The following is a 23,772-nucleotide window of genomic DNA, read 5'->3' as shown; positions in this document are numbered from 1 at the left end:
GCCCACTCGCGCGCTTCACCTCCTTGCAGCCCTCTGCCGGGCACGATGTGACCACAGCCCGAGCGGAGTTCCGGAGGTGCCATGCCGAAGCACGGACGGCGCACTGCGATCCCGCCCGCCTTCCGCGGCTACCGGACGAGCTGGCTACGGGGCGACGTCCTGGCCGGGATCACGGTCGCCGCCTACCTGGTGCCCCAGGTCATGGCTTACGCGGGTGTGGCCGGCCTGCCGCCGGTCGTCGGCCTGTGGGCCGTCCTGCCGGCCATGCTCCTCTACGCCCTGAGCGGCACCTCGCGCCTGCTGTCCGTCGGACCGGAGTCGACCACCGCACTCATGACCGCTGTGGCCGTCGGGCCGCTCGCAGCCGGCGACCCCACGCGCTACGCGGCGCTCGCCGCGGCTCTGGCCCTCGTCGTCGGCCTGCTCTGTCTGGTCGCTTGGGCCGTCCGGCTCGGCTTCCTGGCGGACCTCCTCTCCAGGCCCGTGCTCATCGGCTACCTGGCCGGAGTCGCCTTCATCATGATCGTGGATCAGCTGCCCCGCCTGACCAGGACCAGTGGCAGCGGATCGGGGTTCTTCCCCCAGCTGCTCTCCTTCCTCCACCACATCGGCGACCTGCACTGGCCCACGACCCTCATCGCCGCGGGCTGCCTGCTCCTGCTGTTCACCCTGCCTCTCCTGGGGCGGGCTCTGCCCGGACCACTCCTCGTCCTCGTCCTCGCCACGGCGGTGGTGGCGGTCTTCGGGCTGGACGAGGACAGGGGAATCGCCGTCATCGGCGCGGTCCCGACCGGCTTGCCGGGTTTCGCCCTGCCCCGGCTGACTGACCTCGCCAACCTCGTCCTGCCCGCTCTCGGCGTGCTGCTGGTCGGCTACACCGACGTCGTCCTGACCGCACGCGCCTTCGCCCGGCACGACGACCCGCACCCCCTGGACCCCAACCGCGAGCTGCTCGCCCTCGGCGCGGCGAACATCGGCGCCGGAGTCCTGCACGGCTTTCCGGTCAGCAGCAGTGCCAGCCGCACCGCCCTCGCGGACTCCTCGGGCGCCCGCACCCAGGCGTACTCCCTCGTCGGTGCCGTCTGTGTGGCTGCTGTCCTGCTCTTCCTGGGCCCACTGCTGGCCCACACCCCGTCCGCCGCCCTCGGCGCCATCGTCGTCTACGCCGCCGTCCGCCTGATCGAGGTGGGCGAGTTCCGGAGGCTGGCAGCCTTCCGCCGCCGTGAGTTCCTGCTCGCCCTCGGCTGCGGTCTCGGCGTCCTCGCCCTCGGCATCCTGTACGGCGTCCTCCTCGCCGTGGCGCTCTCCGTCGCCGAACTGCTCACGAGGGTCGCACGCCCCCACGACGCGGTCGAAGGCATGGTGCCCGGACTGGCCGGCATGCACGATATCGACGACTACCCGACCGCCCGCACCATTCCCGGCCTCCTCATCTACCGCTACGACTCACCGTTGTTCTTCGCCAACGCCGAGGACTTCCGCCGCCGGGCGCTGGCCTCGGTCGCGGCCCAGAACGAACCCGTGCACTGGTTCGTCCTGAACACCGAGGCCAACGTCGAGGTCGACATCACCGCCCTCGACGCCGTCGAGGCCCTGCGCTCCGAACTCGCCCAACAGGAGATCGTGTTCGCCCTCGCCCGCGTCAAGCAGGACCTGCGCCAACCCCTTGACGCCTACGGCCTCACAGCAAAGGTCGGCCCGGAGCGCATCTTCCCCACGCTTCCCACAGCCGTTGCCGCTTACCGGGACTGGCAACGCGCCACAGGCCGCCCTCCAGCGCTCTGAGCATGCCCGCGACCGAGTAAGCAGACGCTGAGCACGGGAGGATCAGCATCGGACCTGCCTCGGAGCCGCTGCGGCCCCTTCCGACTCCAGGAGCGCCAGCATGACTTGTCCACGCACTTGCTGTCTGCCTTGAGAGTTCCGTAGCCGCAGCCGTCCGTACCGCGTCAGATGTGGTTCGAGGAGATTCCGGATGATTTTGTAAAGATCGGGGTGCCGACGGCCGAGCTCCTCGCGGGCGTCGCGCGCCGCTGCCATAAGGAGCGGCTTTTCGGGATGAGCGTGCTCGGCGATGCTGATGGCATCGTGTACGGCATACCGAAGGCGCCGGTTCTCCCCGTACCGCTGGAGCAGGTTCCCGAGGAGGCGCCGTCGGCCCATCAGTTCCCTCACCTCGTGGAGCGACTGTGGGCGCAACTCCTCCCAGGCCAGGGGAGCGAGGCTTTGGGTGGAGGAGCTGAGTGCACCCGGTGCCACATCAGTCTGGAGCTGCTTCAGATGCTGGCGCCAGCGGTGCAGGAGGAGCGGATGACAGAGGGCGTCATCGCGGTCGGCCTGCGTACTGGCATCGTGAAGCACGCGGAGCCGGAACTCGCCCTCGCTCATGCCGTGGACGTGCAGGGCATCCCCATGAAGGGGAGCGTGAATCAGGCCACGTGCCGTGGCACGCTCGATGGCGCCGTGTCTGGTCCGGACGGCCGCTGACGCTTCCGGTGGCAACCCCGCGGCCGCCGCGTATGCGGTGAACAGCCGGCGAAATTGCGGTTCGAGGTGTTGGGCGAGCCAGAGGAGTGCCTGCTCTCTCGGATCATCCGTGGCCGGGGGTCCGGGCAGGACCCCGGCGGCGGTGAGGTCCTCCGTACGGTGTCGCTGAAACTCCTTCCGGGCTTCCCGGGCGCGTTGCGCTACGGCCGTGTACTGCCAGTCGAGGTGTTGCGCCTCTTGGTCCCACAGGCCGACGACAAGGCATCGTTCCTCGCGACGGATCTGCAGGTCGTGCTGGGCGTACGTCAAGGCGTCGGTGGAAGCAGACAGCCGATCGCCGTCGTAGAGCAGTTCGGTCAGACCGGTCCGCTCGACTCCACACGCCTCGGCAACCACGACCTTGGCGTGGTCCAGGAAGCTGAAGGTGATGAGGTCGGCCAGTTCGTTCAAAGGAAGCCGCCAGGGTTCTCTGTGCGCTACCGGGACGGCCCGCAGCGCCGGGCCGGTCAGCGGATGAGCAGTCGCTTCGGGCCCACCTCTCCTGGGCCTGGTCGCGCGGAGGCCGAAGCGGAGATTCAGGTAGCGCGACGAACGCCCACGATGGAGAACGTTCAGGGGGCGATTGCGCAGGCTCAGGCAGGGCTGGCCCTTGGCCGCGTCACAGGTGGGGCAGTCCACCGACCGGACGTCGGTGGAAGAGAGATGCCAGGCCGACTGGGTTGGCGGCCGGGACGGCGGAGAGGTGGTTGTGTGCATGCCGCGACCCTGGCAGCGCGAGCACGAGGCGACGAGGTTGCGCGAGACGTACACCCCCGCACGGCCGAACCGGGTCGACCGGCATTACGAGATGTGTAAAGATGTGCGATTTCATTCACTCGTGCGGGTTGAAGCGGGAAGTGAGGTATCGGCGACCTATTACGAGGCTGGAGGGATGGGGGGCTCATGCCCCTGACACATCAAGCCGAGGATGTCGCCGAGAGGCGTGCCGAGCGCGTGCGCGATGGCATGCCAGGTTCCCAGACTGCCGATGGTCCGCCCCTGCTCGATCTCGATCAGCGTGCGGCGCGCAAGTCCACTGCGCTCGGCCAGCTGGTCGTAGGTCAATCCCCGCGCCGCCCGAAGGCGAGACAACTCCAAGCGGAGGGCCTCAAGGTTCGGGTCCGGCGGAAAGATCGTCACCTGGCTATCGCACGGTTCCGACCCCACATCTGTCAGTGCAGACCTCTGCCCTATTTGGCAGTATCCGCGCAGCCGTGACGTTGCTGCGGAGCGTTCTGCTGGTGCGCGCGCCGGCGTTCGGGGTTTGGGAGGAGGAGAAGTGTGATGAAGCAGGTGTGGTCCGTGGCCATCCGGCCCGGGGACTATGGGCCGGTCCTCAGCTGTCACAGCTGCGGCAGCGTGAAGAGTGCCGGTCGAGACGTGCGGTCTGAGGGGCCCCGCGTTTTCCGGACAGCTGCTAATTAGCAAATTCAGGCTGCGAGCTGCTGGTTCAGGTACTCGTCGTGGACCTCTCGTGGGGTCCGGTACCCGAGTCCCGAGTGACGGCGCTTCGTATTGTAGCGGACCTCTATGTAGCGGGCGATGTCGCGGTAGGCGTGTTCTCGGGTGGGGTATACGGTCCGGTGGACACGTTCATTTTTCAGGGTCGCGAAGAATGATTCCGCCATGGCATTGTCGTAGCAGATCCCGGTCCGGCCAACGGATTGCCGGATTCTTAGCCCGGTCAGTGTATTGGCGAACTGGGTCGAGGTGTAATTGCTGCCGCGGTCCGAGTGAAAGATGGCGTCTTCGGCGAGTGGGTGGTTGCGTGCTGCCATTTTGATGGCTGCTTCGATAAGTGGGGTCTTGTAGTTGTCGTCCATGGCCCACCCGATGACGGCTTTGGTGTGGCAGTCGATGACGGTGGCGAGGAATACCCAGCCTTCCCAGGTTGGAATGTATGTGATGTCGCCGACCATTTTGCGGCCGGGTGCGTCGGCGGTGAAGTCGCGGTTCACGAGGTCAGGGATCGGGCCGGCGGAGCCGTCGTTCTCGGTGAGGCTGTGGCGCCACGGTCGTGGCTGACACGCCTGGAGGTCCAGTTCCCGCATGAGGTCACGCACGAGCTCGGGTCCGCAGGGGACGCCCCACGCGGACAGGTCGGCGTGGACCCGACGGTAGCCGTAGGTTTCGTCAGAATCCTCGAACGACTTGGTGATCAGCAATTTCAGATCCTCCCGTCGCCGGGCAGTCGCTGAAATCGGCCTGCTCCGCCATTCGTAGAAGCCGGAGCGGGATACTTCCAGCCAGTCGCACATCTTGGCAACCGGCACCGTGTCTTCAGTGTTCGTGGTAAATATTGCGTACTCTGCATCGATGAACTCGAACTTGTCGCTCACCGAGGGTCCTTGGCGAAGTACGCTGCAACTTTTTCCAGGAAAGCGACTTTCTGTCGCAGCTCGCGCAATTCTCGTTCCTGCTCCCGCAGGCGGGCGCGCTCGTCGAGCGTGAGTTCCGGCTCCTCGCCATCATGCTCACGACGGTATGCGTTGACCCAGTTTCCCAGAGTTCCTTCAACGAGTCCGAGTTCCCGGGCGACCTGGGCGACCGGACGCGACGTCTCGATCACCATCTTCACGGCCTCTTCCCGATACTCCGGGCTAAATTTCCTGCGTTTCTGCGACAACCGACTTCCCTTTCCGAGTGGTCCCACCGTAGTGGGACCACTGTCCGGAAGGTTCGGGGCGCCTCAGTCCGCGGCCTTCGGGCATCTGGCGGAGCATGCCCGGAGAGAGGCTCTGCCGCAGCACCTGCGCATCTGCCGATGCTCCGAGCAGGGTTGCCGTTGGCACCGCAGCCGTCGTGGGTGTCATGGAGCCCTCGAGCTCGTCCTCGTCAGAAGTGAAGGCGGGCGCCGCTGGACGCTAGCCGAGGCGTGTCTGGCGTGCGCTCGGGCGACGGAACAGGCCGCGGTTGTCCCTTCGACCGTTCTGGCGGTCCGGCCCTTGCTCAGGCCCGGCGCCACGGTTCCGGCCGGGTACTGCCATGGTGACGCGCAGCGGCGACGGGTGGCCTACCTACTCAGTTACCTGGCATCGGCGTTGGATCCGGCTGTGGGCGCGCATGCCCGTCTGGTGGCCGTGCAATGTGCGCTACGTGCTTCGCGGGCGGGCGGAGTCCGGCTCCCCGGAGGTCTCTTGCGGGGGATGGGTGTGCACAGCCGTGTGAGTTTGTGGCGGGAGCTTGAGTTCGAGGGATGGCTGCGATGGTCCGGATGCTGGTCGGGGGCCAAGCGCAGTTCTGCTGTGGAGGCTCAAGTACTCGATGGCGTGGCGCTCGTGCAGAGTCCAGGGCGGACCGACCGCGCTCGCGCCGCCGACTGGGCGTTGCGAACGACTGCAGAGGCACGGCACCTGGGCGCATCGGCCTCGGAAGAGCTGCTCCTACTCGTGTTGGCGGCCCATGTGCCGCCCGCAGCGAGGACAGGTGTTGCCGAGCTCGAGCAGCTAGCCCGCTGCTGCGCGCTCCCGGCAGTGTCGTTCCCGCACGCGCTGCGTGCACTGCACGGGAAGGGAGCAGCAATGTCGTGGTCGATCACCTCGGACATGCAGGACGTCAGCTGGTCATCCCCGACCCCGGTGACTGTGGCGTAGCCGCGACCGCTGGTGCCGCTGCGCTCGTACAACCTCCCGTTGATGGTGAAAGAGCGTTCACCGTGCTCCGCGCGGCCGGAATCCTGGTGGCCGCTCGACGAAGCGCGAGTCTCCCGAGTTCGAGCGGACACTCAACACAGCCGGCGTCGCAGCGGGGGTGCCTATGGTCCCGAAACGAGGCCATCAGCGTAGTCGTTGATGCGCAGGAGGAAGCGGAGCCTGGCTCCTCTGCGGTTGCTCGGGGTCTGCAGCTGTCCGATGGCGGCGACCACCCGCCTGGTGCTTTGCTGTGCTTGGCGAAGTGCCTCGACCGTCGGGCTGTGCAGGTAGTCCCCTTGGGTGACGCGAGCCCACACGAGCGCAGATACAACGGCCTGAATCAAGAGGGAATCCACCTCGGCGAGGTGGGCCAGGCCGACAGTCAGCGCTTCGAGATCATCCGCTGGGATCTGCCAAGTGCGCAGCGTTCGCCGGCGCGCGGCGAAGTCAACGCGTAGCGCGGTCGTGTCCAATTCCTTGGCAACAGTCTCGACCGCCACGTCGAGCAGCGGCCAGAGGTCGCCGGGCAGCAGGCTTCGCTTGATTACGGTCAAACTACGTTCGGCGGTGATTCGAGGAATTCCCAGGGTCGTGGCGCATTGTGGCCAGGTTCCGCCGCCGGCCATTTCGGCGAGCTTTAGCGAAGCAACTCGGCGTAGGTGCCTTAGATTCCAGACACTCTTGATGTTCCTCTGGGATGCGAGTTCAGTGAAGGGCGCGCCGAGCCATGCCTCCGGCAACAGGGCAGGTACATGCTCGATTCCGAAATGACACTTGCGTGACGGAAGGAGTTGTCCGGCGTGGGGGTGGCCGCCAGCGCGGTTAAACCCTAGGGATCGCCGGACGAGGGCCTTTGCCAGGTCTGTGGAGATGTCCATGCGCCGGAAGGCCGCCCCGATATTTGCCCCGTTACGCATGAACGCCGTGTCGGCGAGGGGCTGGATCCGCTCGCGCAGGGCTGTACCGTCTTGGCCCCGATCGCCGAGCAGAGTTTCCGCAGCAAGCAGAAGTGCTCCGCACTCGGCCGGGTCTTCGGGCGCGGCCCACGCGTCACGAACCCGCTTGCCCGGGCCGCACCTTTCGCGGAGGGTGGTCCAAATGGCCACGTGGTCGGCGATCCGGTCGGCGAGGGCGGTCGAGGCGGCGAAGCGTGCGCTGTCAGGCCAGCTGAGCCGGATCAGCTGAGCGGCAGCGATCAGGTCGGGAAAGAAGTACTGCTCTGATGCCGAGTAGTCTTCATTTTTCGCTGGTGACTGCCTGGGCATTAGGCATCGGTCGATACGACCCTGCAGTGCGAGCATAATGTCGAGGTCGCTGTCCGGTCTCGTGCCCGCACAAGCCACCCGGTCAAGACGTGCTCCACACACTACTGTCTGGCTGCCGGTATCGGCAGGCCTGGAGACGAGATGACGGCACTGCGCGGGGTGCAGGCCAGTGACCGCGCGCTGTGTGATGAGCCCTTGGCGCTCAGTATTCGAGGGCAGGTTCTGACGACCTCCGCACTGCGGACACCCCTGCTCCAGAAGGCGACGGTGGGCAGTGCACGCGAAGGAGACCGGGAGATGCCAGCGCAGTTTCCACGGGCCGCCGTACGCGTTTTGGACATTGCTCCCGTCCCCGGTCAGGCAGATAGGGCAGTAGCGGCTGGACAGGCTGAGGGCCCAAGTACGTCGAGCAGAGCTCAAATTGCGACTGCCGTCCAGACGCAGGGCAGCCAGCGGTGCATAGGAGGTTGCCATGGCTGACAGGGTGAGTGAATCGGCCTCACCCACGCGTAAAGATGCGGTGGCTTCAAGAGACTTGGCAGCCTCTGAAGGCAAGGTCAAGAAGTACTGGGCAGGAAGCCGATGCTGAAAGTGGCTCAGACCGCACAGCGTGGCGATTCTGGCAGGTGAGCGATCCAGGCGGTAGGCCAGTCGCAGGAGCAGACCCGGCAGAGACTCTTCCGGCAATGGAGCGAGGCTCCGCGCGAGCGGACGTGTTGTCAAAGGATATGATCCAGCCTGCGTGTGGCACACGGGGTAACCCGGCTCGGCACATCGAATCGCAAGTCCGCCCCGTCGTCACAGGCTCGGGCGAGCTGTCTGGCATAGGCCACGAGCCGCTGGCGCAGAGCGACGTAGGAGGGCCTGCGTTGTTTCCTGTTCGCGAATAGCCCGGCCTGTTCGGTCAGCCGATGCGGAGAGGGCGAAGTGGAGCGGCGTTGAGTTACCGCCGGGCTGTGAAGGTAGCTGGACTCATTGACTACGCACCAGATCACGGCCTCGCCGACTAGAGGGTCCCCGGTCGCCTGACGTTGTTCGAGGCCGGGGATCCCCTCGCACAATGTCATCCAAATTGCGGGCGAAAGACGCCAGTCTGCTGTTGAAAGGCGCCGGCGGGCGTAGTTGATGCGACGGTCCTGTGCGTTCAGGTGGTGCGCGACCTCGTCGACCACATTCTCGAATACCAGCCAAAGGCCCGGGGTCGTCAGTTCTTTCCCCAATACGTTCATGGTCCGGTTGGCGCTGCTTCGAGGAATGCCCAAGGTTTCCGCGCATGCTCGCCAGGTACCACCGCAGATCAATTCGGTGAGCCTGAATGAGGCGGCCCACCGCAGATGGCGCTCCAGGATAGTGGTCATCGGGGGCAGCTGGTGCAGCAGAGGCTTGAAGTATGTGTCGAACCAGTCCTCAGGAAGGAGGGGAGGGATCTCGGAGGCGCGGAAATGGAAAGACTGCGAGCCGGCCCGCGACGTGGAGCGTTTCTGGAACCCGTAGATGCGCGGTGCGGTGGCACGGAGCAAGGTGGTAGAAACGTGGCTGTCTTTCAGAAGCTTGTCGCCAATGGAGGCTGACCGGCGGTGTACCTCGCGGGTCAGTGGCTCGATGCGCTCGCGCAGGGGTACGAGGTCCCGGTCGCCGAGGATGGTCGCGGATGCGAGCAGCAGGGCGGAGGTCTGGGCAGGACCTCGGGGTGCGCTGCGCTGGATCTGAACCCCGCGGCGGGCCGGGTTGTGGACATAGGGCGTGGCGTACTCGTCCACGAGGTCCATGAGTGTGGTGGAGGGCAGGAACGTGGCGCCCATGGGCCAGCTCAGGGTGATCAGGCGTGCGGTCGTGATCAGGTCGGCGAAGTAGGTCTGCGGCCCAGCCTCCTCGGCCGCACCGTGCAGCCGGCCAGGCGCGAGACGCAGGTTCAGGGCGTGTTGGAGATCGAGGACGCACTGTAGGTCCGGTGGTGGCAGCGGGGTGGCGGCGTTGCCGGGGGCATCCAGCCATGCGCCGCATGGTGTGGCGCGGGCCCGCGGTTTGGGTGGCGGTCTGGGAGCCGGGTTGCGGCACTGGGACGGGTGGAGGCCCGAGACATGGGGGATCCGCACAAGGCTGTATCGCCGGACGACGCGTCCGCTGAGTGGCTGTGCGCAGTGCGGGCAGGTGCTTTCGAGGAGACACGAGTGCTGGGTGCAGGCGAATGTGACGGGCAGGTACCAGCAACGTTGCCAGGCGCCTCCGAATGCCCGTTGAACGGGACTGCCGTCCCCTCGCAGGCAGGCAGGACAGTAGCGGCTGTCTGGATTCGTCGCCCAATTGATGAACGACGTGGAGCCGATGTCGGACCTGCCGGTACGGAGCCTGGCAAGGGGCGGGTAGGCCTTGGTGAGTTCCAGGAGAGTCAGGGCCTGAACCTCGGGCGTGCTCAGGTGCGCGACCCAGGCCAGTTGTTCGGTGGCTTCCGGGCTCAGTCCGCGGAGCTGTTCTTGGGGGATGCTGTCGCTCCGGCAGGCCAGACCACACAGCATCGCCAGGCGGTGCGGAGTGACGCCCATCCGATAGGACAGACGCAGGAGAAAACCGGCCAGGGATTCGCCGGGCAGCGGATCGAGGCTGCGTGCGAGTGGACGGGGAGTCGGTTGAGTCATCCTGTGGACTCCGCTGCTGGCCCGGCGTCGTCGTAGACAGTGTTCCTGCTCCTCTGTCTCTTCTTTGGCGAAGGCTTGACCGGCGGGATCAGCGGCTGCTCACCGGAGTCGGCATCCAGGTGGGGAAGATCGGTCGGACTGACAGCGCAGCGGCTCAGCAGGTCTTTGCTCAGCCGCTCGCTGCCCTCCTCGATCGCGACTCGGCAGCCACGCTGCACCAGCTTCTCCAGGAGTCCGACCACTCCGTTGGTGCGCTGGAACAGATATTCCGGCATGGATCCTGAGGTGAGTACGCCCTCAGTGTCGTGGAGGAGGCGCAAACTCTTTTCCAAGGCCGCCAAGTGGTTGACCCAGGCGGTGATCCTGCCGGGGGTGTCGTAGCTGAACGGCTGCAGGTCGACCATTTCGAAGCGTCGCTCATGCTGGGTGGCAGCGTGCGGATTGGGACTGCGTCCGCGATCTCTGATAGGGGGGATGACCCACTGCTTGGTAACGGCATCGAACGTGCCGCGTCGCAACAGCCCCGAGGTCGGGATGCCCACGCCTACGAGAATGAGGGTGACGGACATGCTCATCAATTCCAGCAGCAGGTCCAAGACATCCTGGTCGCGCTCGCGATGGAGCTTCAGGCGTGTGATGTCGTCGATGACAAGCGCTTTGGTCGCGTGTGCGTAGATGGCGGCGTTCACGGTCCTGATCAAGTCTTCCTGGCGCATGTTCTTGTAGTCCTCGCCGTAGAAGTCGAGGATGCGCTGGCAGGCGGAGACAGGGGTCGCCTGGACCGGGCAACGCACATACGCGACGGGCGCCAGCAGATCCCTGGTGCCTGCCATAGCCTCCGGATTCACGTACTCGTTCACCTCCAGCCAGTTTTCCTCGAACGCCGCCAGCGCCGCGCAGACCGTCTCCGTCTTTCCCTGGGCGCCACCGCCGTTGACCATGACGCCAGTCCGGATACCGGCCTTGTGGCTGTACGCGCCATCCTCGATCCGTGCGTTCACCAGCCAGTCCACCGCCTCGCTCATCGGGGTGGACTGCAGGGGCAGGCTGCTGTGGGTGGCCAGCCGATGCAGGTCGTGAATGCGGCGTCGACGGGGCGTCAACTGCAGGTATTTCTCCATGCTGAGCACGGGTGCTGGCACGAAGAGATCGCGGGTACGCACCCACCGCTGCCAGCCCTCCACACGGGTCCGGTCGACCGGCGGCCCAGGCAGGAACGAGGCGACGGCAGCTCTGGGAGGCTTGACGGGCTCGCTCACGGCTGGCCTCCGGGTTCGGCAGCGGTCTCGTCTTCATCGTCGGGTAGATCCATCAGGCTGCGCCCGCGCAATCGCTGCCCAAGGGTGGACATCGCGGCAGGCATCTCAGGCGCCGCCTCACGGCGGCGTCGACGCTCGCCGTCGACCGCCGCCTGGCCTTGCTCGGCGCGTTCACGCCATCGCAACGCGACGACGTTGTCGGGGTTTCGACCCTGAATCGGCATAAACGGCGCAACCTCGTCAACGCAGGCAGCGGCAGGGGAGGGCTTCGGTCGGTCGGCTGCCGCCGCCGCGGCCTGGGATTCTTCACGGGCGTGCTCGGTCCGCTGCGCTTTCGTCAGACGGGTCGGCCACTGCTCGACGGGGATGTTCCCCCCGATCAGGTCCAGCAGCAGTGGCAGTAGATCCTTGTCCGTCTTCGGCGTCAGCCCTTGGTGGCGCAATTCGCGCATCACCTGCCGGACGCGGGCGTCGCTGAAGGCAGGCATTCGGCCCTGATCTGGAAGCCCCACCCAGCGAAGTCGATGCCATTCGTGTGTGAGCGGATCCTGAAAGAACACGAAGCACGGGTCTCGTGGATCCCGATGGAAAACGTACTTGTTCCTCGCCGCCCCACCCCGGCCCGAGAGGCGAAATCTCCATTCGTCCAGCGCCTCTCCGTCGTACCAGAGATTTCTGATCTTCACGCCTCGTCGCCCATGAATCATCACCCGATGGGTAGGGAGAAGCTGGTAGTACAACTCCGCCGGTGGGATCTGCAATGCGAAACCGCCCTGCGCCATGGATGCTGCGAAGAGTGTGTTCGGACTGTGATCACCTGCGGGATCCCAACTGGGCGCGTAGGAACCGAATCTGCGGTTCTGCCAGATCTTGACGACCCAGGTCGCGATCAAGTGCTCCATCTCCGCAACGGTGAGGCAAGCGTCCCCTTCCGGATCGGTTCCGCGGTCCGAGCTGTCGATGCCCTGGTAGCCCGGAAGGATTCTGAACAACAGCGATTGGATCGCGCCGAAAGCCCGCTCCACCGCCTGCTTGTCGGTCGGTCGCAGCACGCGACTCGGGCGGATCGTCGCGCCGATCACCCGCTGCACCTCGATGAGGTGGTGATTCTTGTAGACGGAGCCGTGGTCGGTGGTCACGGTCTCGGGGGCGAAGAAGGGCAGTCCTGCAACCTTGCCGCCGGTGAAGCCTGCGATCACGGTGCCGGGAACACCGGGGTAGGCCCACTCCATCTCCTCGCCCCAGTCCGGCCGCATGGGTAGCGGCATCATGACGTCTCGCAAGATCATGGCGACGTCGACCGAGGTGTCCGAGACCAACGTGAGGCGGAAAGCGACGATCGAATGCGTGTATACGTCCAGAGCGAGCGTCAGATGCACCGAGACCGGATCGCCAAATACCTGTTCGCGGACCTTGACCGGAAGCACCGTCGTGTCGAGCGCCACGACCTGGCCGGGCCGGCTCACCACCACGTGGCGACCTGTCGCCACCGCTTGAGCTCGAGCAGCTGAAACCGCGTAGCGCTGACGAACTCCGGACGAGCCGAACCACTCCTTCCAGACCACCCGCAGGGTTTCGTAGCTCGGGACTGGCTCGTCCTTCCCGAACTCCTCGCGTACGTACTGATGGATCAGCCGTTCACGGTCCTTCGCTGTCAGCTTGGAACGGTGCAGGGTCTCATGGCGCACCGCGAAGATCGCCTCGCGTACTGCTGTTGAGATCCGGCGGCCGGACGCCTCCCGCAACCACCGGTCGTCCGCACACCCCACTGGACCGTACCGCCGACGGTCCAGATCCCAACGGATGAGTGTGCGGTAGCTGACCTTGTCCAGACCGTGGGCGGCGGCCAGATCCGGATTGCGTACCGTGTCCTGCCGTAGTTCCCGTACCTTCGCAAGCCGGCGCTCGGTCAGCGTGGTGGAGTGCGGATCGTAGTGCGGCTTCGGCTCTCCAGGGAGAGCGTTCAGAGGATCACCGCTGCGAAAACCGCTTTCCACTTCCCGCAAGTGGTCCACTCGCAGCATCACCAGAGGCCGCTTGTCCGGAGGGAGATCGAGAAACCCCTTCGGTTGCCTGCCGCGACTGGCAGCCGGAAGGTCCTTCCTCGTCCGTGTCGACAGTCGGATGTCCGGATGGTGCATCAACTGCCGTACAGACGTTCTCCAGGGCTCGTGGTCGGGCCTGACCAGCACTACCTTTCCCACTTGCGGCTCAAACGCTTGCACAGTCCATGGTGCGCCGTTCACGACGAACTCATTCCCCGGCGAGAGGTCCCAGGCGACTGCATCAATCACGGCTACCAACGCCCGGCAGCGCGGCGTCGAGGAGCGGAGAGGCGGACTGCGCTGGCGTCGGTAAGAGGGCCTGAGATCTGCAGGCCCAAACGCCGATGCCACAGAAGATGGATGGCATGTGCCCGTGCCACGGCTTCGAGGCTGCAGCGCTGCACCAGGGTCCCGAATGGCTGGGGACCGTCCTCGGCCGCTAGAAGTAGCTGCTCCTGCACCCGCAATGGGTCGCTCATGGGCCTGCGTCCGGCCGAGAGGGTGTCGATCAGGCCCACGACGTGGTCGTGCCAGCCAGCAACCACTGAATAGTTCCACCCGGCCGCCAGGGCGACCTCCGCGGCAGCGGCGAACTTCACCTCGTCCTCGGCTTCGATCCGTTCCGCCGGCCGCACGTCGATCAGCCACGGCGTTCCGTCGGTGAGCAGAAGGTAGTCCGGGGTGTGCGAGATGCTCCCGTTGACGCTCTGGAAGCGTAGACGGAACGGTTGAGCGAGAGCCTCCACGAGGGATCCTGAGAAGTCCGCTGCCAAAAGGAGGAGTTCCTCCTCGAAGCTCTCGAAGCCATGGTGACGGCCAGTGCTGACCAGATAGCCAAGGCCCGGACGATGCCACTGATCGGTACGCCAAGTGAAGCGGCGCACGGGAACACTGGAGGTCATGTCAACCTCGCCCAGGTCCTTAACGGCATAACCAGTCGCTGTCCGCCCAAAACGCCAGGCCGTCGTCCACCGGGCAGTCCAATCCGACCGCATGTCCAGCTGGCTTGAAGCGTCAGCTGAAATGTCATGTACTCGGGCGAGATCATGCAGTGTCGATGTGTCCGACCAAGGGTCAGTTGCCCTCGGTGCGCAGACTGGCTCGCGATCGAGAAGCAGGGCCTGAGGAGCCACGTCTCCGCCTTACATGCCGTGAGTACGGTGAAAATCGCGAAAATCATCGTGATTGTCTTCTGACTTTCGCAACTCGTCTCATCACACCGAGATGTCAGTGGCCCAGCCTGTGGTAGGCGTCACGGCAGCCTTGGGGGCGCGCTTCAGAGAGCGTTTCGGCGAGGTGTTTTTCAGGGTTCAGTCCCGCAATAGCTGACCGCGAACGGCTGTGAGCCCGTACGTGGTGGAGCGAGGCGGCGTACGACAGTGGCGGGGTGGGGGCTCGGCAATGTGCCCCAACAGCGGGCCTCGTCGGTAATCAAGCCGCCGAGGACGCACTTTCGAGGGAATGGCCCGGCGGCGGTCTGGGAAGGAGTCGGGAGTGACGCAGTGGTGGGAGGGTGCATCTTGAGGCTGCCGGAGGGGGGAAGTCGCGTCTTCGTCAGCACAGCGGCCGGAGGGCCTGAGTGTCTGTACCGATGTGCCAAGAACCCTCGGTAGACAGCTCCGCATCGTGCCGAAGCTGGTTGGCATAAGTGCTGGTCAATCGGATGGGCTGGGGACATCTAGCGGCTGTGGTCACACGGGCCCGGCCGTGCGGGAGGCGCCTCCGGGAACTCCCGCACCCGGACCGGGTGTTACCGTCGCGCCATGCCCAAGAACGAGATCGACGCGCTGACCGCCGAGTTCTTCGGCGCCTTCGACAACCGGGGCGGCAAGACCGCCGACGTGGACCGGATCCGCCGGCTCCTCGTACCGGGCGGCGTGATCGTCAAGACCGGTCCGGAGTTCACCGTCTACACGGTGGACGAGTTCGTCGAGCCCCGCCGGCGGCTGCTCGCGGACGGCCGGCTCCTCGAGTTCGCCGAGTGGGAGACCTCCGAACGCACCGAGATCGCGGGCGACATCGCCTCGCGGTTCGGTGCGTACCGCAAGTCCGGGATCCTGGACGGCGAGCCCTTCGAGGGAGGCGGGACCAAGACCATCCAGTTCGTCCGCACCCCGGAGGGCTGGCGGATCTCGGCCTTCGCCTGGTACGACCGGCCCTGACGGCCGGCGGACACCCGGCACCGAGCCCCCGCTCCGGGCCCCGGCTCCCCGCCCCCGGCTCCCCGCCCCCGGCTCCCGGCGAGCGCCCCGCCCCGCCTCCTGGCCGCCGTGCCCGCAGCCCCCGTACGCTGGAACCAGGGAGGTACCGGGATGGAAAACAGCGCGGCCGTCCCCGACCCGGGGCTGTACGGCCCGGAGTCCGTCACCTGGCAGTGCCACGGAGACCCGGTGATGTGGATCGCCGGCGTCCGGGCCCTCTACCTCCAGGCCCTGCACCCGCGCGCCGTCCGCGGGGTCATGGAGAACAGCGACTTCCGGCACGACGCCTGGGGGCGGCTGCTGCGCACCGCCGATTTCGTCGGCACGCTCACCTACGGCACCGCCGAGGACGCCGAACGCGCCGGGGCCCGCGTCCGGGCCATCCACCGCAAGCTCTCCGCCACCGACCCGGCCACCGGCGAGCGCTTCCCCGTCGACGAACCGGCCCTGCTGCTCTGGATCCACTGCGCCCAGATCGACAGCTTCCTGCACGTCCTGCGCCGCTCCGGCGTCCGCCTCACCCCCGCCCAGGCCGACCGGTACGTCGACGAGAACCGGGTCAACGCCCGTCTCGTCGGACTGGACCCGGCCGCCGTCCCCGCCGACACCGCCCAGCTCGCCGCGTACTTCGAGAAGGTCCGCCCCGAACTCGCCGCCGGACCCGACGCCCGCGCCGTGGACGACTTCCTGCGCGGCCCGCCCGTCCACCCGCTCCTCGTCCCTGGCCGAAACCTGCTGTGGCGTCCGCTCGCCGGACTCGCCTACGGGTCCCTCCCCGGCTGGGCGCACCAGCTCTACGGTCGCCCTGCACCCGCCCCACGCAGCATCACCCGTCGCTTGCGCCTCACCGGGCACGTGCTGCGCAGCATTCCCGCAGGTCTGCGCTGGAAGCTGCCCCCAGGTCACATCTTGAAGGCGATGCGCCGCATGGGCCCCGGGAGTCGCCCCTCCCCGTACACACTGCGTACATCAGCGGCCATACTGGACCGGCCGGGGAGGGCGAGGCACGACAACGGGGGCGACTTCAAGACATGGCGGAGTCCAGACTGATCCAGGGCCGATACCGGTCGCTCGACCTGATCGGTCGTGGCGGCATGGGCGAGGTGTGGCGGGCCCGGGACGAATCGCTGGGCCGGCAGGTCGCCGTGAAGTGTCTCAAACCGATCGGCGCGGAACAGGACGCCCACTTCACCCAGGTGCTGCGCGAGCGGTTCCGCCGCGAGGCGCGCGTCGCCGCCTCCCTGCAGCACCGGGGCGTCACCGTCGTCCACGACTTCGGCGACGACAGCGCTGCCGGCGGCCCGCTCTACCTCGTCATGGAGCTCCTCGAAGGCCGTAACCTCAGCCAGCTCCTGGAGGACAACGAGACCCGCCCGCTGCCCGTGGACGTGGTCGTCGACATCGCGGAGCAGATGGCCGCCGCCCTCGGCTACACCCACGACCAGGGCGTGGTTCACCGCGACCTCAAGCCGGCCAACATCATGCGGCTCACCGACGGCACCGTGAAGATCTGCGACTTCGGCATCGCCCGCCTCGCCCACGACATCGGCTTCACCGCCAAGCTCACCGGCGGCGGCATGGCCATGGGCACCCCGCACTACATGTCGCCCGAGCAGATCGCCGGCGGCGAGGTCGACCACCGCAGCGACCTCTACTCCCTCGGCTGCGTCCTCTACGAGATCGCCACCGGCGCGCCGCCCTTCGACCTCGGCGACTCCTGGTCCGTCCTGGTCGGCCACCGCGACACCGCTCCCGTCCCGCCGTGCGAGCACCGGCCCGAACTCCCCGACTACTTCGAACGAGTGGTTCTGGACCTCCTGGCCAAGCGCCCCGAGGACCGGCCCGGCGACGCCCGCCACCTGCACCGCAGGCTCGTCGAGGCACGCCTCGGCCCGGGCGGGCTGCCCGGCGCCCAGGCCCCCCTCCCGGCCTGGGCCCGGGGGATGACCGCCGGGCGCAAGGCCGGGACCGAGGCCCGCCGGGCGAGCGGCGAGTGGGCCGTGCTCACCGGTGCCTGGACGGCCGTGCGCCCGAGCGGCGCGCAGCGGATCGGCCGCCCCGCGCCCGCCGAGGACCCCCGCCTCACCGCCCCGTACGGGGCTCCGCGCCTCCCCGGCCCGCGCGAGAGCGGCCCGGGCGCCCTCGCCGCGGGCCACACCCGGGCCTTCGCCCTCAGCCGGGCCGGCCGCCCCGAGGAGGCCCTCGCCGTGTACGAGGCCGTGGCCGAGGGCCGCGCGCGGGTGCTCGGCCCGGACCATGCCGACACCCTCGCCGCGCGCCAGGAGGCGGCGTACGAACTGGGCAGGCTCGGGCGGCACCAGGAGGCGTACGCGATCTACCGCGCGGTGCTCGTCGCCCGCGAGCGCACCGCGGGCCCGCTCCACCCCGACACCCTGCGCTGCCGCCACAACCTGGCCTGCGCCCTCGGCGCGCTGGGCCGCTTCGCGGAGGCCCACGCCACGGGCGCCGCGGTCGCCGCCGACCGGGCGGCCGTCCTCGGCGCCGAGCACGCGGACACCCTGCTGACCCGCTACGAGGTGGCGTACGCGCTCGGCCGCCTGGAGCGCTGGCAGGAGGCCCTGGCCGCCTTCCGCGAGGTGGCCGCCGTACGGGAAGGGGTGCTCGGCCGCGACCACCCCGACACCCTGGCCGCGCGCTACGAGGCCGGCATCGCGCTCGGCCGCACCGGGAACAGCGCACAGGCCCTCGACCTGTTCCGGGCCCTGGTCCGCGACCGCACCCGTGCGTACGGGTCCGCCGACCCCGAGACCCTGCGCGCCCGCCACGTCGTCGGCGTCAACCTGGGCCGCCTGGACCGCTGGGAGGAGGCGGTGGCCGAGGCCCGCGAGGTGGGCGCCGCCCGGGCCTCGGTGCTCGGCGCCGAGCACCCGGACACCCTGGTCAGCCGCCGCGAACTCGCCGCGGGTCTGGGCCGGCTGGGCCGCTGGGACGAGGCGCTGCCCATCTACCGGGACCTGGCCGGGATCCGCGAGCGGTCCCTGGGCGACGAGCATCCCGACACCGCCCTCGCCCACGCCGACGAGGCCTACTGTCTGGAGCGGCTGGGCCAGGTGTGTTACCAAGAGCCATGACTGCCACGCGGGGCTCCAGCGGGTTCGGACACGACCTCTATGACGCGGTGATCGTGGGCGGCGGCCACAACGGCCTGGTCGCCGCCGCCTACCTGGCCCGGGCGGGCAGATCGGTGCTGGTCCTGGAACGGCTCGGCCACACCGGCGGGGCGGCCGTCTCCACCCGCCCCTTCGCCGGGGTCGACGCCCGCCTCTCGCGCTACTCGTACCTGGTCTCCCTGCTCCCCGCCAAGATCGTGCGCGACCTGGGGCTGCGGTTCGCCGTCCGCAAGCGCACCGTCTCCTCGTACACGCCGACCCAGCGCGACGGGCGCCCCGGCGGGCTCCTCGTCGGCGGCGGCGAGGAGCGCACCCGCGCGTCCTTCGCCCGGCTGACCGGCTCGGACCGGGAGTACGAGAGCTGGCGCGCCTTCTACGCGACCACCGGCCGGGTCGCCGGGAAGGTCTTCCCGACCCTGACCGAACCGCTGCCGACCCGCGAGGCCCTCCGCGCCCGGATCGACGACGAGGCGGCCTGGCGGATGCTGTTCGAGGAGCCCCTCGGGGTGGCCGTGGAGCGGCACTTCACCGACGACCTGGTGCGCGGAGTGGTCCTCACCGACGGGCTGATCGGCACCTTCGCGGACGCGCACGACCCCTCGCTGGCGCAGAACCGCTGCTTCCTCTACCACGTCATCGGCGGCGGCACCGGTGACTGGGACGTGCCCGTCGGCGGCATGGGCGCGCTCACCGACGCCCTGGCCGACGCGGCGCGGGCGGCCGGGGCGGAGATCGCCGCCGGGCACGAGGTGCTGCGGATCGACACGGACGGCACCGGGCCGGCCGAGGTGCTCTTCCGTACCGCGTCGGGGGAGGGGCGGGCCGTCGGCCGCACGGTCCTGGTCAACGCCTCCCCGCGGGCGCTGGCCGAACTGCTCGGCGAGGCACCGGCGGAGCCCGCGCCCGAGGGTGCCCAGCTCAAGGTGAACATGCTGCTGCGGCGGCTGCCCCGGCTGCGGGACGGCGCCGTCGACCCGCGCGAGGCCTTCGGGGGCACCTTCCATATCGCCGAGGGCTACGCCGAACTGGCCAGGGCCCACGCCGAGGCCGCGTCCGGGGAGCTGCCCTCCGCACCGCCGTCCGAGATCTACTGCCACTCGCTGACCGACCCGACGATCCTCGGGCCGGAGCTGGTGGAGCAGGGCTACCAGACGCTCACCCTCTTCGGCCTGCACACCCCCGCCAGGCTGTTCGGCCACGACAACCACCAGGCCCGCGAGGTGCTGCTGACCGCAACCCTCGCCCAGCTCGACGCGCACCTGGCCGAGCCGCTCACCGACTGCCTCGCCTTCGACGGGGACGGCCGTCCGTGCATCGAGGCGAAGACCCCGCTGGACCTGGAGCGCGAACTGCGGCTGCCCGGCGGCCACATCTTCCACCGGGACCTGTCCTGGCCGTACGGGGACTCGGGGCGCTGGGGCGTGGAGACCGCCCACCGCAACGTACTGCTGTGCGGTGCGGGGGCGGTGCGCGGCGGAGGGGTCAGCGGGGTACCCGGACACAACGCGGCGATGGCGGTGCTGGGGCACTGACCCCGCTCCCGCCTAGCCGGCGGCTTAGACCGGCTCGATGACGACGATCGGGATCTCACGGCTGGTCTTGGTCTGGTATTCGTCGTACGAGGGCCAGTGCTTCACCATCAGCGGCCAGTACGCGGCGCGCTCCTCGGAGGTCGCGGTACGGGCCCTGCCCTGCATGATCTCGGGGCCGACCTGGATGCGGACCTCGGGGTTCTCGGTCAGGTTCCGGTACCACAGCGGGTGCGCCGGGTCGCCGCCCTTGGAGGCGACGATGAGGTAACGCCCGTTGTCCTCCCCGTAGATGAGGGGCGTGCGCACCGGGTTGCCGGAGACCCGGCCCACGGTGGTGAGCAGCAGGGTCTGGGTGCCGTTCCAGAACTGGCCCTCGGCCCCGTTGGAGCCCACGTACTGCTTGACGTGGTCGAGCTGCCAGCTTCCGGGCTTCGGGTCGGTCGGGTGGTCCCAGTCGATCTCGGTCGTCATGGCGGTCTGCCTGCCTTCGTGTTGAACGGTCAACGAACCTCAACAACGAGTCGCAACGCCTGTGGGCACGGTGTCATTCCGTGCCGGGCGGTCGCTCTACATCTGTAGAGTGACCGCATGCCCACCCCGGACCGAGCCCCCGACCGCAGAACCCTCATCGCGGACACCGCGATCGGCCTCGTCGCCGCGGGCGGCCTGCGGGCCCTGACGCACCGGGCCGTCGACGCGGCGGCGGGGCTTCCGGCGGGCAGTACCTCGTACTACGTCCGTACGCGCACGGCGCTGATCGGCGCCTGCTACGCGCGGCTGGCGGAGCTGGACCTCGCGGACCTCGCGGACCTCGCGGACCTCGACGCGGACGGGCCGCCGCTGCCGCCTGCGCCGCCGTCCGTTTCGCCGCTCGGGACGCCCGTACCGCTCGGGCCGCCGGGCCGAGAGGACGCCGCGGCGGCTCTCGCCGGGCTGCTGTACCGCTGGCTGACGGCGGGCCGCGAACGCCAGCTGGCCCGCTTCGAACTCAGTCTGGAGGCCGCCCGCAACCCGGAGCTGGAGAGCGATTTCCACCGGGCGGGCCAGGGCGCGCGGGCCCGGGCGGCGGCGGTACTCGCCGCGCTCGGCGCGGACCGCCCCGAAGAGGCGGCCGACCTGCTGGTCGCCTGGGCCGACGGGCTCCTCTACGACCGCCTGGCGGGCGCCTCCGCCCGCTCCCGCCCGGCGCCGGACCTCACCGAACTGACCTCCGTCACCCGGCGGATGATCGCCGCGGCCCTCTCGCCCTGATCCCCTGAGATCCGGCCGTGACCGCTGAGCCGCGGTGCGCGGTCGGTACGGCCCAGGTCTTGCTCTGCATGTCTATTTGTGCCCCGTGACTGATTAGCTGGCCCCGTCTCGCCGCACCCTCCATCCTCGCGACGGCTGCCCCTGCCTTGAGTAGACCGACAGGCTGCCGAGCTCCGTCTCGGGACACCGAGCCACCAGCAAGCGGATCCCTCCGCTTTCGGCGCGCTCCACAGCCAATACAGGCTGGCTCGCCGGACTGCGTCCAACGGCCACGCAACCCACGACCACCGCGCCTGATGTGCACGCGGAGTACACAGAGCCGGTCTGGGCGCTCTGGGTGCTGAGCATGTTCCTCTTCGCCCTGGTCATCGCCCTGTCCGCAGGCCTCGTGGAGAGCCTCGTGGGCGGCGGCCTCCCCACGGTCGTCCGCTCCGGCGGCACCGGATTCGCCACGGCGGTGGCGCTGTGTCTGGCAGCGGTACCTGCGGTTCGGGAACTCAGGAAACGCCGCTAGCCACGATGCAGGTGGCGTGATTCGGCCAGTGGCGTCGGGGACGGACGTGGCACCAGCTTGGGTCCTGTGCCGGCGGCGGGGCGGTGCCACGCCCCGCCGGTGGGCATCCGGAGATCACCTGGATTCGTAGAAGCCGTAGTAGTCGACGATCAGGTCGGTGTTCTCCCAGCCCTGGTTCCAGAAGGCGACCATGCCCTTGTCCGCCGGGGTTGCCTGGACCAGGTTCGCTGCCGTTTTGCCCGCGGTCCAGTTGAGAGCGGAGGAGACGGGACGGGCGGGCGGTGTGGCGGTGCCGTTCTCGTACTGTTCGGGCGAGTTCGGGTCCGGGGCCACGGAGAGGAATCCGACGCCGGTCGTGTTGGTGACCGTGACGTTCACGGCGTGCGCCTCGATATCGGGTGCGGCCAGAAGGTGGGCGTAGTCGCGCGCCGCGAGCGGGCTGCCGGTCTGGCGTGTGTCGAGTATGCGGTACGACCCTCCCAGGCTCGGCACGTACGCAGCCTGGCTTCCGGGCGCGTAGTAGCCGTTGACGTCGATGACTACGCCGGTGCCCTGCCAGGACCCATTGCGGATGATGATCCGCCCATCTGGTCCCACGGGCACGATGACCGAGTTGGGGACCGTCTGACCGGCGGTGAAGTTCAGGTTGGAGGCGGTCGGCGCTGCCTGCCCGCTGGGGTGGACGGTCAGGTGGCCGGCCTCGCGGGGATCGGTGACCGTCACGTTGAGGGACACGGCGGTGGCGCCCTTCGGAACGCCGCCCACGCCGGTCATCTGCACGCCGAATGAGCCCTGGCCGGCGACCTGCGCCTTTGCGCTTCCCTGCCCCGTGCGGGTGTCGACGAACCGGGTGGGTGGCAGGGAGGTGTAGCCGCTGGACGCGGATGTGGTGAAGTATCCGGTCACGTCTGCGATGAGGTCGACGGATTCCCAGCCTCTGTTGTCGAGGTTCACGTACCCGTCTCGGCCGACCGGCATGATCACCAGGTTCGGCACGGTCTCACCCGCGTCGTAGTTGACGCTGGACGTCCTGGGTCTGTCGTGGCCAGTGCCCCAAGCAAGGATGTGGCCGCTGCTGGTGGTGTTGGTGACCGTGAGGTTGAGGACTACCGCGGTGACGTCGTCGGGGATCGAACCGTTGCCCCTGATCTTGAGACTGGTGGAGCCGTAGGCGTGCAGTTTGCCCTTCTCCTGACCGATGCCGTTGCGCGTGTCCAGGAGCCGCAAGGGGGCGTGCGGGGTGAAGTCCGAGCCCATCGTCTTGACGGTCACCTTGTTGACGGCCTGCGTCTTGGTCGTCGTATCGGTCACGGTCACCGTGATCGTGTACGTGCCGACTTCGGCGTACGCGTGATTGCTCACCAGCGGTTCGGTGGGATCGGCGGTGACGGTGTCCGTGGTGCCGTCGCCCCAGGAGATGGTGACGGCGAGCGGGCCTTCTGCCCCGCTGAAAGTGGAACAGGCGAGCATCCCGTGGGCGGAGGTACTCCAGCTGTCCAGCTTGACGGCGAGATTCCGAGTCTCGGCGGCCGATGCCGCCTGGTTCTGCGCGGACGGCAGTGGGCTGCGAACGCTCTGGTCCGGGGAGCTCTTGAAGACCTCGGCACCGGATGCCTCGGCCGTAGCCGGGTCCATGTCGGGAGAGGTGGCCTTGTGGGGTTGCGGTGCTGCCGGCTGGGCCTGGGCCATGCCGGGTATGAGTCCAACGCCTGCTGCGAGGGCAGCTGCGGCTATGACGAGTCGGCGCTTCGGCACGGGTTCCCTGTGTCTCTCGGTGTTG

17 protein-coding genes and 1 pseudogene are annotated in these 23,772 nt (G+C 68.2%); 7 read left to right on the top strand and 11 right to left on the bottom strand.

Features of this window, described 5'->3' with window-relative positions; genetic code table 11:
- The first annotated feature begins 81 nt into the window (after nt 1–81).
- Entirely contained in the window at nt 82–1,785 is a 1,704-nt protein-coding gene (locus ACTVZO_RS04480) for a SulP family inorganic anion transporter (protein WP_443297096.1), read from the top strand.
- Nucleotides 1,786–1,827: 42 nt separating this feature from the next.
- Here ACTVZO_RS04480 and ACTVZO_RS04475 read toward each other — a convergent pair whose 3' ends face one another.
- The 9 genes and pseudogenes from ACTVZO_RS04475 to ACTVZO_RS04435 all read right to left on the bottom strand — a co-directional run bounded on the left by ACTVZO_RS04475 (nt 1,828) and on the right by ACTVZO_RS04435 (nt 14,358).
- A complete protein-coding gene (locus ACTVZO_RS04475) occupies nt 1,828–2,937 on the bottom strand; it encodes a hypothetical protein (protein ID WP_443297095.1) in 1,110 nt (369 codons plus the stop codon).
- A gap of 465 nt (nt 2,938–3,402) precedes the next feature.
- Nucleotides 3,403–3,666, bottom strand: coding sequence for a helix-turn-helix transcriptional regulator (locus ACTVZO_RS04470; protein WP_443297094.1), 264 nt, complete (start codon nt 3,664–3,666; stop codon nt 3,403–3,405).
- Between the two features lie 290 nt (nt 3,667–3,956).
- A protein-coding gene (locus tag ACTVZO_RS04465; protein ID WP_443296327.1) for an IS3 family transposase occupies nt 3,957–5,152 on the bottom strand; the annotation gives its coding sequence in 2 pieces (ribosomal slippage) (nt 3,957–4,900 and nt 4,900–5,152; 1,197 coding nt in all).
- A 1,128-nt stretch (nt 5,153–6,280) separates the two neighbouring features.
- A complete protein-coding gene (locus tag ACTVZO_RS04460; RefSeq protein WP_443303426.1) occupies nt 6,281–7,459 on the bottom strand; it encodes a hypothetical protein in 1,179 nt (392 codons plus the stop codon).
- Nucleotides 7,460–7,690: 231 nt separating this feature from the next.
- Nucleotides 7,691–8,176 (bottom strand): annotated as a pseudogene (locus ACTVZO_RS04455) (TniQ family protein); the annotation flags it as partial.
- Entirely contained in the window at nt 8,143–10,059 is a 1,917-nt protein-coding gene (locus ACTVZO_RS04450) for a TniQ family protein (RefSeq protein WP_443297093.1), read from the bottom strand. The pseudogene ACTVZO_RS04455 and the gene ACTVZO_RS04450, both read right to left, overlap by 34 nt.
- Complete coding sequence (locus ACTVZO_RS04445; RefSeq protein ID WP_443297092.1) at nt 10,056–11,318, bottom strand: AAA family ATPase; 1,263 nt, start codon at nt 11,316–11,318, stop codon at nt 10,056–10,058. Before ACTVZO_RS04445 ends, ACTVZO_RS04450 begins: the two co-directional genes overlap by 4 nt.
- On the bottom strand, nt 11,315–13,342 hold the full coding sequence (locus ACTVZO_RS04440) for a transposase (protein ID WP_443303043.1): 2,028 nt from the start codon (nt 13,340–13,342) through the stop codon (nt 11,315–11,317). Before ACTVZO_RS04440 ends, ACTVZO_RS04445 begins: the two co-directional genes overlap by 4 nt.
- Nucleotides 13,343–13,614: 272 nt before the next feature.
- Nucleotides 13,615–14,358, bottom strand: a complete 744-nt coding sequence (locus ACTVZO_RS04435; RefSeq protein WP_443297091.1) for a TnsA-like heteromeric transposase endonuclease subunit — start codon at nt 14,356–14,358, stop codon at nt 13,615–13,617.
- A 768-nt stretch (nt 14,359–15,126) separates the two neighbouring features.
- Between ACTVZO_RS04435 and ACTVZO_RS04430 the strand changes: the two genes are divergently transcribed.
- From ACTVZO_RS04430 to ACTVZO_RS04415, 4 genes are all read left to right on the top strand, one after another.
- Nucleotides 15,127–15,525 carry a DUF4440 domain-containing protein gene (locus ACTVZO_RS04430; protein ID WP_443297090.1) on the top strand — a complete coding sequence of 133 codons (399 nt, stop codon included), beginning with the start codon at nt 15,127–15,129 and terminating at the stop codon, nt 15,523–15,525.
- Nucleotides 15,526–15,675: 150 nt separating this feature from the next.
- Nucleotides 15,676–16,614: an oxygenase MpaB family protein gene (locus tag ACTVZO_RS04425; protein WP_443297089.1), complete on the top strand. Its 939-nt coding sequence runs from the start codon at nt 15,676–15,678 to the stop codon at nt 16,612–16,614.
- Nucleotides 16,596–18,656 (top strand): protein kinase domain-containing protein, encoded by a 2,061-nt coding sequence (locus tag ACTVZO_RS04420; RefSeq protein WP_443297088.1) that lies wholly within the window; start codon nt 16,596–16,598, stop codon nt 18,654–18,656. The genes ACTVZO_RS04425 and ACTVZO_RS04420 overlap by 19 nt, the downstream gene beginning before the upstream one ends.
- Entirely contained in the window at nt 18,653–20,227 is a 1,575-nt protein-coding gene (locus ACTVZO_RS04415) for a phytoene desaturase family protein (protein WP_443297087.1), read from the top strand. The genes ACTVZO_RS04420 and ACTVZO_RS04415 overlap by 4 nt, the downstream gene beginning before the upstream one ends.
- A 24-nt stretch (nt 20,228–20,251) precedes the next feature.
- Here the strand turns inward: ACTVZO_RS04415 and ACTVZO_RS04410 are convergent, their stop codons facing one another.
- Entirely contained in the window at nt 20,252–20,698 is a 447-nt protein-coding gene (locus ACTVZO_RS04410) for a nitroreductase family deazaflavin-dependent oxidoreductase (protein WP_443297086.1), read from the bottom strand.
- 117 nt (nt 20,699–20,815) lie between these two features.
- Between ACTVZO_RS04410 and ACTVZO_RS04405 the strand changes: the two genes are divergently transcribed.
- Nucleotides 20,816–21,478: a TetR/AcrR family transcriptional regulator gene (locus tag ACTVZO_RS04405; RefSeq protein ID WP_443297085.1), complete on the top strand. Its 663-nt coding sequence runs from the start codon at nt 20,816–20,818 to the stop codon at nt 21,476–21,478.
- Nucleotides 21,479–21,776: 298 nt separating this feature from the next.
- Nucleotides 21,777–21,992 (top strand): hypothetical protein, encoded by a 216-nt coding sequence (locus ACTVZO_RS04400; protein ID WP_443297084.1) that lies wholly within the window; start codon nt 21,777–21,779, stop codon nt 21,990–21,992.
- Nucleotides 21,993–22,106: 114 nt separating this feature from the next.
- Here ACTVZO_RS04400 and ACTVZO_RS04395 read toward each other — a convergent pair whose 3' ends face one another.
- A complete protein-coding gene (locus tag ACTVZO_RS04395; protein ID WP_443297083.1) occupies nt 22,107–23,681 on the bottom strand; it encodes a PKD domain-containing protein in 1,575 nt (524 codons plus the stop codon).
- Nucleotides 23,682–23,772: the final 91 nt, after the last annotated feature.

The organism is Streptomyces sp. IBSNAI002 (assembly GCF_052244475.1).
Classification (GTDB): domain Bacteria; phylum Actinomycetota; class Actinomycetes; order Streptomycetales; family Streptomycetaceae; genus Streptomyces.
This window is presented reverse-complemented; position numbering and strand designations above follow the sequence as displayed.